Below are 13,260 nucleotides of genomic sequence, written 5' to 3'. Positions count from 1 at the left end.
ACGCTTGGCGGCTAGGCAGCGTTTTTCATAGACGCCATGTCGATGACAAAGCGGTAACGCACGTCGCCTTTTTGCATACGCTCAAACGCAGTGTTGATGGTTTGCATATCAATCATTTCCACGTCGCAGGTAATCTTGTGCTCAGCGCAGAAATCCAGAAGCTCCTGAGTTTCAGCAATACCGCCGATCAGAGAACCTGCCAGTACACGACGTTTAAAAATCAGGTTAGCGCCTTGAACAGCCGGTTCAATCGGGTCCATCAGGCCAACCATGATATGGGTGCCATCGTAGCGTAGCGCAGCGAGGTAAGGGTTAATATCGTGCTGCACCGGCACGGTATCCAGCATGAAGTCGAAGGTTTCAGCCACGGCTTTCATCTGTTCCTCATCAGAAGACACCACCACATGGTGGGCACCGTGCTGTTTGGCCTCTTCCACCTTGGCATCAGAACGGGTAAACACCGTCACCTCAGCACCCAGCGCCTTGGCAAGCTTGACGCCCATATGGCCAAGCCCACCCATGCCGATAACGCCCACCTTGTGGCCCTTACCCACACCATGATGGCGCAGCGGTGAATAGGTAGTAATACCCGCACACAGAATCGGCGCAGCTGACGGCAGATCAATGCCTTCCGGCATAGTCAGCACAAAATGTTCGCTGACCACGATGGATTCAGAATAGCCCCCTTGGGTCATGGTACCATCATGGCGATCATCGCTGCCGTAAGTCATGGTGAAGCCGTTCAGGCAGTACTGCTCTACATCATCCTGGCAGGCAGAACAGGTGCGGCAAGAGTCCACCATGCAGCCCACGCCCACCACATCGCCGGGCTTGAAACGCGTGACATCGCTGCCAACACCGGTCACCCGGCCAACAATTTCATGGCCTGGCACAACAGGGTAGCGGGTTAAGCCCCAGTCATTTTTAGCGAAGTGCAGATCACTATGACAAACGCCGCAGTACAGAATCTCAATCGCCACATCATCGGGACGCGGGTTGCGGCGGTCAATTGACAATGGTGCCAGTGGTTGATCATCAGCATGGGCAGCAAAGGCTTTAACTTCAGTCATTATATTCTCCGTTAAATTCGCTAATGATGGTGCGCTTCAGAATGTTTAACTGTCAAGGAAGGGCTGGTTCGAGGTGCTTGTTCAAGATACCTGTTTGAGATGCCCATCCAAGTCAGTTAATTAACCCAACGCTAAATTATTTAATTGAATATCTATTTCTTATTCCCACGCCACTGCGTGGAAATGCATACAAAATTAATATAATAAAATTAACTTTAGATATAGTACTTAAATTATACCTGTCTTTTAAATGGGCTCTGGACGGCAGCTATCAACCTCGGCACAGTAAGCAGGCTGACCAACCTGAAAAGGGTCGAGGCACCAACCAAGGCACGGGTCTGGCCGCATCGTCGATGCCAGGCAGTTATATATTTTTGTCGAAACCCTATTAATAGAACTTCGGCCATTCTTTGAGGACTCATCATGGATGACTCAGCTATTGCATCTATTGATCAATTCCCCGTGGGCTGCCTGGTTTCAGACATTAATCGCCAGATTCACTACAGTAACCAGTATTTTGAAAAACGTTACGGCTATGCACGCAATGAGCTCCTCGGCTGCGATCTGTTCGTTTTGTTAAGCAAAGCATCGCAGATAATGTATGACAGCTTCATCATGCCAATGATTGTTTATGAAGGCTTTTGTGATGAAATACGGGTAACCTTGACAACAAAAGCGGGAGAACCTCTTCCTGCTGTTATAAGCGCTTATCGTGATCCAGAAAACAACGAGCGGATTTTCTGGAGTGTCGGCAGTGCCGCACGCTCCGAGCAGCTTTTTCAGGAGTTAACAGAAACCAAAGAGCTGCTAAGTAAGAAAATCTCTCTTTTACGGTCATTATCTGAGACGGATCAGTTAACCGGTTTACCCAATCGCAATGCCTTGACGCAACATATGGATCATGAGATGGCGCACCGTGACCCTGAAACGCTGGCGTTTACACTTGCGTTTATTGACCTCGATGGATTCAAGGAGGTCAACGACACCTACGGCCATGATATGGGCGACAAGGTATTACGTTGGGCCGCCAACCGCTTGGTCAAGAACCTCAAAAAAGAGGATGTGGTGGCCAGGTTTGGGGGCGACGAATTTGTTGTTTTTCTGGATACGCTGGATGACATCGCTTCGGCGAAAAAGGTTTTTAATCGTTTGATCAACAAGCTATCTGAGCCGTTTGAAGTTGACGCGATGACTATTCAAATCTCTGCCAGCATCGGTATTACGTTTTACCCTCAGACGGAAAACGTCGATACTGGCCAACTGCTTCGTCAGGCCGACCAGGCTATGTATCAAGCCAAGATTGCAGGTCGTAACCAGCTTAGCGTTTTCGACACAGCGACCGAACAGCATCAGAAATATACACTTAAAAGCCGCAACGTGGTTCAAACCGCGATGCTGGATAACCAGTTCGAGCTTTATTATCAACCCAAAGTTAATATGCGCACTGGCGCCGTCCTCGGGGCTGAAGCACTTCTGCGCTGGAATCATCCCGATGAGGGTCTGAAGAGTCCCGCCACTTTTCTGCCTGCAATAAGCGGCACCTCCACAGAGTTGAGCCTGGGCAGATGGGTGCTCATTACGGCACTGGCTCAGCTACAGCAATGGCTCGATCAAGGGCTGGATATGTCTGTCAGCATCAATATTGATGGCTATCACCTGCAGCATCCTGAATTTCTTAACGACCTGACCACAGCGCTATCCGGCTTCCCAGACCTCCCTCTCCAGCGGCTTGAGCTGGAAGTGATTGAAACCAGCACCATTGAGGATATCAACCGCGTTGCAACGGTGGTTACCTCGTGCCGTAAAATCGGTATCCGGGTTTCTCTGGACGATTTTGGAACCGGCTATTCGACGCTAGGACATCTGAGAGACCTTTCGGTCGACGTATTGAAAATTGATCGCAGCTTTGTCCAGAACATGCTGCACAGCAGCGGCGATCTGGCCATTATCAAAGGGGTTATCGGTTTTGCATCCGCTTTCGAATGCGACCTAATTGCCGAAGGTATTGAAACCTTACAGCATGCCCAAAGCCTGATGGAACTGGGCTGTGAAAATGGTCAGGGTTTCTATATTGCACGCCCCATGCCCGCCAATATGCTTGAAGGCTGGATAGAAGACTGGCAGCGACAAGGATTCCACCGACATTTTCCCAGTCTAAAACCTCTTGGCCCAACACAGAAATAGAGCACAGAACCAGATGATACTGACGAAAGAAAAAGTCATTGCCCGCAATAATATAGAAATCTTGGGTTCGGGAAGTACGACCTTACTGATGGCCCATGGTTTTGGCTGCAACCAGACCATGTGGTATCGCCTGACGCCGGAATTGCAAAGCCGCTATACGCTTGTCCTATTCGATTATGTCGGCTCTGGCCAGTCCCAGCTGTCTGCCTACAGTGAAGCCCGCTACAGCTCGTTGGAAGGTTATGCTGCGGATATCAACGAGATCTGCACCACCCTTGATCTCACTCAGGTTCACCTGGTTGGCCATTCGGTCAGCTGTACTATTGGCATGCTGGCGGCTAATAACGACCCGGAACGCTTTGCAAGCCAGATCATGGTGTGCCCATCGCCGTGCTTTTTGAACCTGCCACCTGATTACCATGGCGGTTTTGAGCGCTCAGACCTGGAAGAACTGGTTGAATTGATGGATCGCAACCACATGGGCTGGGCCAGCTACCTCGCCCCGCTGGTAATGGGCAGCACCAGCCCGGATTTGATGGTGGGAGAGCTTTCCGACAGTTTCTGCTCAACGGACCCTTTGGTGGCCAAGACCTTTGCAAAAGCGACGTTCTTTTCTGACTATCGCCACCTGCTGCCCAAGAACCAACACCCTACCCTGCTCCTGCAAAGTCAGGTTGATGCCCTTGCCAGTGTAAGTATTGGTCATTATATGCAGGCACATATACCCAAGAGCACGCTTCATGTACTGCCCACCGAAGGCCACTGTATCCACATGACACACCCGGAACTGGTCAGTCAGGAGATGATCACCTGGCTGAATAGGTTGGCTTGAACGTTGCAAGGCAGCTCAGGCTACCAAGGTTAGGCAGGTGTGCGCATCAATCTCAGTATATGAGCGAAACTGCCAGCAAAAAACATTTCTCACTCAAAATATTATATATCACTAAATTAACATGTATTTATTTATACAATAGTATCAATTTGGATAAATCCTGTATAACTTCTTGAAGTTCCGCTCCAGCATGACTAAGCTCGTCTTAGTTGTTCAGCACTTGAATGCTGAACAACTTCTGTAACGGATTATCTGTCGGCAGTTCACCGCTTGCGTGCTCAAAAGCACCTTAAAGTGCGTATCCGGTGCCTGCTTGCATAAACAACGCTGCTGGAGACAAACTCATGGAAATTGAAGCTTTATCCCTAGGGCAATATTCATTCGTACAGAATGGCTATTCGTTCGGCTTTGCTGTCATGGCAGCTGCCACCCTGTTTTTCTGGTTGATGAAATCAGAAATTGCACCATCCTATCGTCTCGCTATTACCATTACCGGTCTGGTAACTGCGGTAGCGGCCTATCACTACCTGCAGATCATGCTGTCGTGGAATGCTGCTGCTGATGTCACCACAGGTGAAGTACTGGCGACCGGCAAGCCCTTCAACCAGGCTTACCGGTATGTGGACTGGTTGCTGACCGTACCGCTGCTGCTTATTGAGCTGATTCTGGTCATGCGCCTTTCCAAGGCGGAAACCATCAAGAAATCAACTGTTCTCGGTGGTGCTGCAGCATTGATGATCGTCCTGGGCTATCCGGGCGAAGTATCCGATATTGGCGGTCTGCGCTTTGTATTCTGGGTACTCTCCATGATCCCGTTCGTGTTCATCGTGTACCAGCTGGTCGTCGGTCTGAAGGAGTCTATCTCCAAGCAGCCTGAAAGCGTCCAGAACCTTGTACAGATTTCTATCTACTTGGTCATCGGTTCCTGGTTGTTCTACCCGATCGTCTACCTCTTCCCGCTGGTAGGCCTGGACGGTGGCGCCGCCATCACAGCTGTCGAAATCGGCTACACAGTGGCAGATATCGTGGCGAAAGCAGTCTTCGGTGTATTCATCTTCGTCATTGCGATGCGCAAGTCGCAGGCCGAAAGTGAAGAAGCCAACGGCGCGACTGCCACACTGGCAGACGATGACGCTGAAGGTGAAGAAACGTCGAAACTCTCGTAAGCCTCGGCCTTTCATAACAGGAGTTCTACCGGCCATGGATGGCCATGATCAAAAGGACGTTGGTATGGTCACTGCAACATTCAATCAAACTGCCATGTTCAATGTCACAGATGCTGTCAGCATCAATCAGCCATTGTCGGAGCACGCCGACGTTTCTGTTACCGACAGCATTGATGGCGACATTGATAGTCAACTTGTCCGCGTCGGGGAACTGATGCGCAATAGTCTGAATGCACCTGTCGACTGGCCTGCAACCGCTGCCAGTCTTTATCATCTGAGTACCCAAGGTAGCCAATTACGTGCACGTCTGGCGCTGTTGAGCGGCATGGCGTTTGGCGCTTCCGTCAGCCACCGTATCGCTGCTGCTGCTGCCGCAGAACTGATTCATAACGCGTCACTGGTTCATGATGATCTGTGCGATGGTGATACTCAGCGTCGTGGGCAAGCGGCCGTCTGGCAACGCTACAACCCTAATGTGGCGCTATGCACGGGAGACATGATGCTGACTGCGGCTTTTCGGGCTGCACTGGCAAGTGACTCCTCTGAACACCAGTTGGCACTTGTACAACTATTGACCGACCGCACCAGCCAAGTGATTGCCGGACAAAGTATTGAAATTGCCAACCCTACAACCCCCACTGAGAAGTCTTCTGAAAATACTCCTCAGGTTTCCCATAAGCATCAGAAGAAAGTCTGTTTGACCGACTATCTGCAGGCGACATTAGCAAAGACAGCTCCCCTGATTGCCCTGCCCCTTGAGGCTGGCGCATTGGGTGGTAAGTTGACTAGCGGGGAACACGACCAGATCCGCTATTTTGCCAATGCCGTCGGGCTGGCCTATCAGATTATTGATGATCTTGACGATGTCGATGTCACCCATCTGAGCGCCTGCCAGCCAGATAACTTTCATGACTACCATGCCTGGCCGCAACACTGGCCATCAGGTTCCACGCACTCTGGTTTCACATACCCTGGCGGCCCAGTGGCAAGCGCCATGCAGCGCGCTGTGCGCCACGCCTCAGCGGCGTTGTCTCGCGCTGAGAAGCTGATTGCAAATTTTCCTGATCAGCTGGCAAGCGCCTTAGCCGCCATACTTGCCAAGCTTCGCCAGCAGCTTGTGGAACATCGCCAGTCAATCGCGAGCCACCTTCATTATTACCCAGGGAAATCGGCCTCATGAATACATCCGACGCCTTTGCAGCGCACTCATCCGCCGACTCGGTCAGCCATACCAACAAGGCGGTTGTCATTGGTTCAGGTTTTGGTGGCCTGGCCATTGCCCTGCGTCTTTTGTCAGACGGCTGGAATGTGGAGCTGCTGGAGCGTCATGGTGACCTTGGTGGCCGAGCCCGGGTATTTCATCTTGATGGGGTGGCTTTTGATGCCGGCCCCACCGTCATTACCGCCCCATTTCTCTTTGAAGAATTATTTGAGCGTTTTGGGGAAAAATTTGATCAACATGTAACGCTTTTGCCAGTCGAGCCGTTCTATCGGATGGATTATTCCGATGGCAGTTATTTTGATTATAAAAGCACTACCGATGAGATCATGGCTGAAATTGAGCGTTTGGCACCTGGCACTAGCAAGCGCTACAACGACTTTTTGACGGCCACAGAGAAGATGTATCAGCGCGGCTTTGTCGATCTGGCCGAGCAGCCATTTACCAAGGTTACCGATATGCTCAAGGTGCTGCCGGATCTGGTGCGCCTGCGGGCAGATAAAAGCCTGTATAGCTTTGTCTCGCGCTTTTTGACGACGAACGCCTGCGGCGCGCGTTCTCCGTACCTTCCCTGCTGGTCGGTGGACACCCATTTCGTACTTCCTCACTGTATGGCTTGATCCATGCCCTGGAACGGCGCGGTGGCGTCTGGTTTCCCAAAGGCGGTACCGGCGCCCTGGTCACGGCACTTGCCGAGCTTTTCCAACGCAACGGCGGTGTGATTCGTACCCGTCAGGATGTTACCGGACTGAGTGTCGAGAATAACCGCGTGACCGGCGTTGAAGTCAGTGGCGGTCAACACTATCCGGCCGATATTGTGGTCAGCAATGCTGACCCCTTGCACGTCTATGAAAACTGGCTGCCGATGAAGCGCTGGGGCAAGCTCCTGAATGGCTTCCGGCGGCGCATGAAGCAGTCCATGGGGCTCCTGGTTGTGTATTTTGTGACCAAGCGCCGTTACACCGAGCTTGAGCACCACACCATCGTATTTGGCGACACCTTCAAGGAAATCCTCGATACCATTTTTGATGATCATGAAGTGCCTGAAGATCTGAGCCTGTATCTGCACAGGCCCAGCGCCACCGACCCGGAGATGGCGCCGCCAGAGGGCGATGCCTTCTATGTCCTGGCACCAGTGCCTAACCTTCAGGGCCGTCAGGACTGGGAGACACTCGAACCGCAGATGACCCAGAATATCCTATCGACCTTGCAGCAACGCCTGATGCCGGACCTGTTTGAACAGCTTGGCGCGACCCACACGGTGTCGCCGCGCTATTTCCACGCCGCACTTTCCAGCCCCTTTGGCAGCGGCTTTTCCATCGCCCCGACGCTGACCCAGTCAGCGGGTTTTCGCTACCATAACCGCTCACCGCATTATCAGAACCTCTATTTTGTCGGCGCGGGCACTCACCCCGGCGCCGGGGTTCCTGGTGTGGTGTCGTCGGCCGGCGTGGTGGAAAAGCTGGTCAGAGAAGATCGCGCCGTCAGCCGTGAACAACTCACTGCGGTTCAGGACAAAACTGCCGTATGACCACAGCGGCCGCGACCTCCCAGGCCACTCTGCGCCAGCATGGGAAAAGCTTTCATTGGGCAGGATTTTTCTGCCCCGCGAGCAGCTACAGGATGGCGCACGGCTGTATCACGTCTGCCGCCAGGTGGACGATATTGCCGATAATGCCGCAACCGATGCACAACGCCAGCGCGCACAGAAAGTGCTTACCTGCCTGCAAGCCAGGCTGAATGCTCGGTTACAGCCCCAGCTGACAGCCGCGGAAACCGGCACTAAGCCAAGCACCGAGCCCAGGCTGTCAAACAGCGAGCAACAACTTGTTAGTGCTCTCGAAGCCGATATTGTTGCGCTGTTTGCGCAGGACTCTCGCTGCCTGCACGCCATGCAGGATCTGGTGGCCACCATGGTCGTTGACCTCTCCCCCGTTCAGCTTGAAGACGAGCAGGCCCTGCTGAGCTATGCCTACGGCGCTGCGGGCACTGTCGGGGTGATGATGTGCCAGTTGATGGGCGCCCGTGAGCCGGATCACTCCCTGGCCTTTGCGATTGATCTGGGGGTGGCGATGCAGATGACCAATATCGCTCGGGATGTGCTGGAAGACGCCCAACGCGGTCGGGTTTACCTGCCGCAAACCTGGCTGAAGCAGCCGATAACGGCTGACGCTATTGCCCATGGCGAACCACAGGCGCGCCACCAGGCCTGGCAAGCAATTGGTCAGCTGATTGAACGGGCGGAAGCCTATTACACCAGCGGCTGGCGGGGGTTGGCGTATCTACCCCCGCGTACCCGGCTGGCCATCGGCATTGCCCTGCGGGTGTATCGTCAGATCGGGCGGCGTATTCAAGGTTTAAGCGCAGAGGACTATTGGGCTCAGCGGGTAGTGGTGCCCAAAAGCCGCAAGTTGCAGCAAAGCCTGCTGGCGCTGCCAGCGCTGTTTAACACCTCAGCCGCCTGGCACGATGCGGCCTTGCATCAGCCGCTGGAAGCCCAACTGTCAGGGTATGCGCTGACTCCCAAATCCCTTGATGATATTGCTGCTCCCCTGCCAGAAGATCATCCGCCTGGAAGGGAACAGCGCCATTCAGAGAAGGCATGACCATGAGCCTGCCAAAGGAAACCGACATTGCCATTCTCGGCGCTGGGCTGGCGGGGTTGAGTATTGCCAGCTGGCTGGATGAGCTGGCACCGGCAAACGCAGCGTTGCCACGCCTGCATCTGCTTGAAGCCCGCGAAGAAGATACTCACGACCGCACCTGGTGTTTCTGGGATCAAGCTCCTCACCCCTTTGGGGATGCCATCAGCCACCGCTGGCCAAACTGGCAGGTCAGCCATGCAGGTCAGCAGGTGGAATATAGCGACCCTGACCATCCTTACGCCATGCTACCCGCCGATGCCATGCGCCGCTCGGCCTACAACAGGATAGCAATACGCGATGAGTTCTCGCTGGTGCGGGGCGTCAAGGTTAATGCCATCGCGCCACAAAGTGAGTCACTGCGCATCACCACGTCCCAGGGTCAGCTCAACGCCAAGGTGGTGATTGATACTCGCCCACCGCCGATGAACGCGCTGGCAGAATCACAGGGCGTCTGGCAGGTGTTCCACGGTGTGGAAGTTCACCAGCCCCACCACGGCCATGACCTGTCTAAAGCCTGCCTGATGGATTTTCAGGCTGGGCACAGCGGTATCCATTTTGTCTATCTGCTCCCACTGGATGAGCACCACCTGCTGGTAGAGTGGACCTGCTTTGCGGCTGACAGACACAGTGAGGTATGCCAGACCCTGCTGGCGGCCGAGTTACCCTGGATGCTGGCAAGCTGGCTGGATGATCATCTCGGCAAGGGGTGGGTAGTACAGCGCAGTGAAACCGGCTGCCTGCCCATGATGCCGGTCACCCCTCCCAGCCTGAATTCACGCTATCTGTCTGCAGGCATTCGCGGCGGCTGGATGCGCCCGGCGACTGGCTATATGTTTGCCAGCTGCCAGCTGGGGGCCGCCGATGTGGCCAGACAGCTACTCAAGGCACATACTCACAACCGCTGGCATCTGGCCCCACCACGCCTGCGTTCACCGGCGCTCGGCTGGATGGATAAAGTCTTTCTACAGGCAATTCGTCAGCACCCGGACGCCGCTTCCGGCTGGTTTCTACGCCTGTTCGCCAACACCACGGCAGCTCAGCAGCGGCGTTTTCTGGGTGACCAGCCCAGCGCTGGCGACCTGCTGGCCATCATGCAGGCCTTGCCCCCTGGCCCCTTCATGCGCGCTGCATTGCCGCGTTTTTCAACATCAGGAGGGCACTGATATGCAGGCGACTAACCGTCCACCCGCTTTCTGGCTGTTTCCCATTGGCCTGGTCGTTGCCCTGGGCGTTTCTGCACTGCCCGGCGAATGGCCGCTGTATGCCATCCTGGCGATCAGCACTGCCCTGCTCGGCCTGCCCCATGGCAGCCTGGATACCGCCGTCGCCAAGCAGCATCTACCGCTGAAGGACCCCTTGCAGTTGGTCGGGTTTCATCTGGGGTATCTGGCACTGGGCGGAGTGGTGCTGGCGATCTGGTGGCAGGCGCCCAATGCGGCATTGGCGGCTTTTCTGCTCTATTCAGCGGTACATTTTGCCGATGATGTTGCCGTGCGGATTGGCCATATAGGCGGTACCGCCTATGGGCTTTGGGTGCTGTCACTTCCAGTCACCTTTCACCCTGAGCAGGTGCAGCCGCTGTTTGAAATGCTCGGCGCTGATCAGGCCGCTCAGATCGTCGCAGTGGCGCCTTATACCCTGGCACTTGGCGGTGGGGTGCTGGCCATCTGCCTGGCGCTGCGCCCCCAGCGGGCAACCAGCGACTGGCGTGACCCCTTGCTGCTGGCAGCCGGAGCCGCCCTGCTTCACCCGCTGGCCTATTTCATTGCTTACTGGTGCTTTCTGCACAGCCCGCGTCACCTTGAGCTGGCCGCGCGGGATCTGGGCATCTATGGCTGGCGCGAGCGCCTCAAGGCGGTCGCGCCCATCACCCTGGCGACCTACGCCCTGGCTCTGGCCGCCCTACCGTTCCTGATGGAGTTGCCCAGTGATGCCGCCCTGATGCGCATCGTGTTTATCGGCCTGGCCGCCTTGACAGTGCCCCACATGGTGCTGGAGCTGATTGCCAGCCCGCGTCGCGCGGGTTAGCGTTACCAAACCAATCTTTTGATATTTCTATAAAATATCGCCGCTGGCCACTTCACACAATAATTCGTCGCGCCAGCGCTCTGCTTGCTCACGTGGCATCCAGGGCAACGTAATCCGCCCGCCGGCGGCGCGCACATCCAGGCTGGCCAGCCCCAAACGGCGCTGCCAAAGGGGCTGCAAAAGCGACACGGACTGCACGCGTGCGGTCGGCACCCAGCGCACAGTGCGCCCAAACACCCCTGACGAAGCCCCACCCAGCTTGCCTCGCGGCACAGCCGCAGGCGCCACCAGCCGAGGGCGGAAACCATGCTGATCACAAGCGCCACCGCCGCCAACGAGACCAGTAGAGAACCCGGCGCCCCTTGCAGCATCAGGCTGCCGATCAGGAGTGCACCCAGCACCCACCAGCGGCAGGCCCCCGTCAACATGGCGCCGCTATGCGGACGCTGCCAGGCTGGCTGGTGCGGCAAGTGCAGCTCCTGCGCCAGCGCTTCCAGGGCAGGCCTGTTCAGTACCGGTACCACAAAACGCTCGGTGTCCTGGCCTGCCTGCCGATCACCGGCCTTGCTGATCACCAGCGAATGTCGCCCCAACAGTCGCCCCATCCAGCTAAGGCGTACCGTCACCATCTGAATGCGCTGCCTGCGCACGCTGCGGGTCAATACAGTCGTCAAACCAGCGCGATAGCGGAACTGCTCAGCATGGCGCTCCAGCCGATAGCCGTGATAACGCACCAGCCCCAGCACCACCGAAACCAGCGCCAGTAACAGCAGCATGCCGAACAGCAGCCCGCCAACCGCCAGAAACCGCTGCCCTCCGGCCAGGGACTCGGCGGTCAGCCAGTTAGGCGCGATCACGGCGATGAGTTCTTCAAGACGGCGCAGCAGCACCTCCGAAAAGGGAGCCAGCACCGGCAAGATGACCAGCAGAGTGTTGTGCATCAGTCCATAGCGGAGCACTTCAGAACGGGGCAGAGACAGGCTGAAATCGGCGCTGGCATCGGGCTCTTGCGTCTCTGTTGCCGCGGGAGCCGCCTGGGCACGTACGATCAGAATCTGCTCGCGCAGATCTTCGGCGCGCGCCGCTGGAATGCCGGATAAATGCAGCGTCTCACCGCTGGCGCCAGCGCTATCAAGGCTAAGCACGGCCAGCCCAAAGGGCCGATAATACCAGGGCACCTGCACATCAGCCTGCTGCACGCGCTGAAAATCCAGCGTCAGCGTGCGGCGCCGAAAGACGCCTTGGCGCAGCAGGATTCGTTCGTCGCTGACGTCATACAGGAAAGTCAGATACCAGGCCAGCGCTCCACCTATTAACAGCAAAAATGCAGCCAGCGGCCCGTATTGGATGGCCAGCTGGCGCAGAGTGTCATTGAACAGTACCACCACCAACAAGGGCGCCAGGTTAGCCGATGCGCCCACCAGCCGACGCAGCCCGTGCAAGGCAAAGAACACAACGGCAACCGGTGACACCCGCTGCCAGTGAACGGGCTGGCAAGAATCGTCGCCAGGCTTCATGCGTCGCCCTCCGCTGCCTCCCGCTCCCCTGCTTCAGGCTCACCCAGTTGCTGTAGCACGTGCAGCCTTAGCTGGTCGGCACGCGCCTTTGCTAAACCTGGAATGGCCAAATCCTGGCCACTGCCACCAGCGGTGTAGACCAGCAGGCGGGCAATGCCCAACAAGCGCTCCAGCGGCCCTTGGCTGACTTCAAGATGCTGGATGCGGTTGAGGGTGACCGAGGTGGTGCATCGCCACAGCGCGCCGGTACGCAAATGCAAGTCATGCTGGCGCAGGCAATAGCCGGTCAGCCAATAACGCCTGGGCGCCCAGAACAGGGCCATCAGGAGTACAGCAACGCCGGGGATCAGCAGAGCGAGGCTGGCCACCAGCGGCAGGCTAATGGGTAGCTGGTACAGCTGCCACCCAAGGGGCGCAGCCAGTAGCAGGACAGGTAGCAGCGTTAGCCGCAACTGCTTCAGGTAGGCGGGATCTACCGGCTGGAAATCCGCCTCCTGCAGAGGCGTAAAACGGTCTGGTTCAAGTACAGGGTTTGCCTGCTCAATCATCAGCGATTCTGCCATTTCGTGACTATCTGTGGGCTGTCGCACCCAGGTCAT

General features: G+C 55.9%; 12 protein-coding genes. 9 read left to right on the top strand and 3 right to left on the bottom strand.

Features of this window, described 5'->3' with window-relative positions; genetic code table 11:
• Positions 1-11: 11 nt before the first annotated feature.
• On the bottom strand, positions 12-1,070 hold the full coding sequence (locus tag HLB35_RS09490; RefSeq protein WP_171702388.1) for an NAD(P)-dependent alcohol dehydrogenase: 1,059 nt from the start codon (positions 1,068-1,070) through the stop codon (positions 12-14).
• A 423-nt stretch (positions 1,071-1,493) separates the two neighbouring features.
• Between HLB35_RS09490 and HLB35_RS09485 the strand changes: the two genes are divergently transcribed.
• From HLB35_RS09485 to HLB35_RS09450, 9 genes are all read left to right on the top strand, one after another.
• The gene (locus HLB35_RS09485) at positions 1,494-3,254 is read left to right on the top strand and encodes a sensor domain-containing protein (RefSeq protein ID WP_171702387.1); all 1,761 of its coding nucleotides are present in this window, start codon (positions 1,494-1,496) and stop codon (positions 3,252-3,254) included.
• A 13-nt stretch (positions 3,255-3,267) separates the two neighbouring features.
• Positions 3,268-4,086, top strand: a complete 819-nt coding sequence (locus HLB35_RS09480) for an alpha/beta fold hydrolase (RefSeq protein ID WP_216601474.1) — start codon at positions 3,268-3,270, stop codon at positions 4,084-4,086.
• A 344-nt stretch (positions 4,087-4,430) separates the two neighbouring features.
• Entirely contained in the window at positions 4,431-5,252 is an 822-nt protein-coding gene (locus HLB35_RS09475) for a bacteriorhodopsin-like (protein WP_171702386.1), read from the top strand.
• 34 nt (positions 5,253-5,286) lie between these two features.
• Positions 5,287-6,432, top strand: coding sequence for a polyprenyl synthetase family protein (locus HLB35_RS09470; protein ID WP_171702385.1), 1,146 nt, complete (start codon positions 5,287-5,289; stop codon positions 6,430-6,432).
• Positions 6,429-7,091, top strand: a complete 663-nt coding sequence (locus HLB35_RS17885; protein WP_216601473.1) for an FAD-dependent oxidoreductase — start codon at positions 6,429-6,431, stop codon at positions 7,089-7,091. The genes HLB35_RS09470 and HLB35_RS17885 overlap by 4 nt, the downstream gene beginning before the upstream one ends.
• Positions 7,016-8,002, top strand: a complete 987-nt coding sequence (gene crtI / locus HLB35_RS17880) for a phytoene desaturase family protein (protein ID WP_216601486.1) — start codon at positions 7,016-7,018, stop codon at positions 8,000-8,002. The genes HLB35_RS17885 and crtI overlap by 76 nt, the downstream gene beginning before the upstream one ends.
• Before the next feature lie 55 nt (positions 8,003-8,057).
• Entirely contained in the window at positions 8,058-9,077 is a 1,020-nt protein-coding gene (locus tag HLB35_RS09460) for a phytoene/squalene synthase family protein (RefSeq protein WP_171702384.1), read from the top strand.
• Positions 9,078-9,079: 2 nt separating this feature from the next.
• Complete coding sequence (locus HLB35_RS09455) at positions 9,080-10,279, top strand: lycopene cyclase family protein (RefSeq protein ID WP_171702383.1); 1,200 nt, start codon at positions 9,080-9,082, stop codon at positions 10,277-10,279.
• Position 10,280: 1 nt separating this feature from the next.
• Complete coding sequence (locus HLB35_RS09450; RefSeq protein ID WP_171702382.1) at positions 10,281-11,144, top strand: Brp/Blh family beta-carotene 15,15'-dioxygenase; 864 nt, start codon at positions 10,281-10,283, stop codon at positions 11,142-11,144.
• A gap of 2 nt (positions 11,145-11,146) precedes the next feature.
• On the opposite strand, the gene HLB35_RS16485 is transcribed toward HLB35_RS09450, so the two are convergent.
• Both HLB35_RS16485 and HLB35_RS18340 read right to left on the bottom strand, forming a co-directional pair.
• Positions 11,147-12,661 carry a PH domain-containing protein gene (locus HLB35_RS16485; RefSeq protein ID WP_216601472.1) on the bottom strand — a complete coding sequence of 505 codons (1,515 nt, stop codon included), beginning with the start codon at positions 12,659-12,661 and terminating at the stop codon, positions 11,147-11,149.
• A complete protein-coding gene (locus HLB35_RS18340; RefSeq protein WP_216601471.1) occupies positions 12,658-13,251 on the bottom strand; it encodes a PH domain-containing protein in 594 nt (197 codons plus the stop codon). Before HLB35_RS18340 ends, HLB35_RS16485 begins: the two co-directional genes overlap by 4 nt.
• Positions 13,252-13,260 lie beyond the last annotated feature (9 nt).

It is taken from the genome of Vreelandella azerica, from assembly GCF_013112225.1.
GTDB classification, from domain to species: domain Bacteria; phylum Pseudomonadota; class Gammaproteobacteria; order Pseudomonadales; family Halomonadaceae; genus Vreelandella; species Vreelandella azerica.
The sequence above is the reverse complement of the archived record's forward strand: the minus strand, read 5'-3'. Positions and strand labels throughout refer to the sequence as shown.

Bases quoted from the DNA above. Each gene is read 5' to 3' on its own strand.
- HLB35_RS09475 (WP_171702386.1), top strand. From the start codon at position 4,431: ATGGAAATTGAAGCTTTATCCCTAGGGCAATATTCATTCGTACAGAAT.
- HLB35_RS09490 (WP_171702388.1), bottom strand. From the start codon at position 1,070: ATGACTGAAGTTAAAGCCTTTGCTGCCCATGCTGATGATCAACCACTG.
- HLB35_RS09485 (WP_171702387.1), top strand. From the start codon at position 1,494: ATGGATGACTCAGCTATTGCATCTATTGATCAATTCCCCGTGGGCTGC.
- HLB35_RS16485 (WP_216601472.1), bottom strand. From the start codon at position 12,661: ATGAAGCCTGGCGACGATTCTTGCCAGCCCGTTCACTGGCAGCGGGTG.
- HLB35_RS17885 (WP_216601473.1), top strand. From the start codon at position 6,429: ATGAATACATCCGACGCCTTTGCAGCGCACTCATCCGCCGACTCGGTC.
- HLB35_RS09480 (WP_216601474.1), top strand. From the start codon at position 3,268: ATGATACTGACGAAAGAAAAAGTCATTGCCCGCAATAATATAGAAATC.
- HLB35_RS09470 (WP_171702385.1), top strand. From the start codon at position 5,287: ATGGATGGCCATGATCAAAAGGACGTTGGTATGGTCACTGCAACATTC.
- HLB35_RS09450 (WP_171702382.1), top strand. From the start codon at position 10,281: ATGCAGGCGACTAACCGTCCACCCGCTTTCTGGCTGTTTCCCATTGGC.
- HLB35_RS09455 (WP_171702383.1), top strand. From the start codon at position 9,080: ATGAGCCTGCCAAAGGAAACCGACATTGCCATTCTCGGCGCTGGGCTG.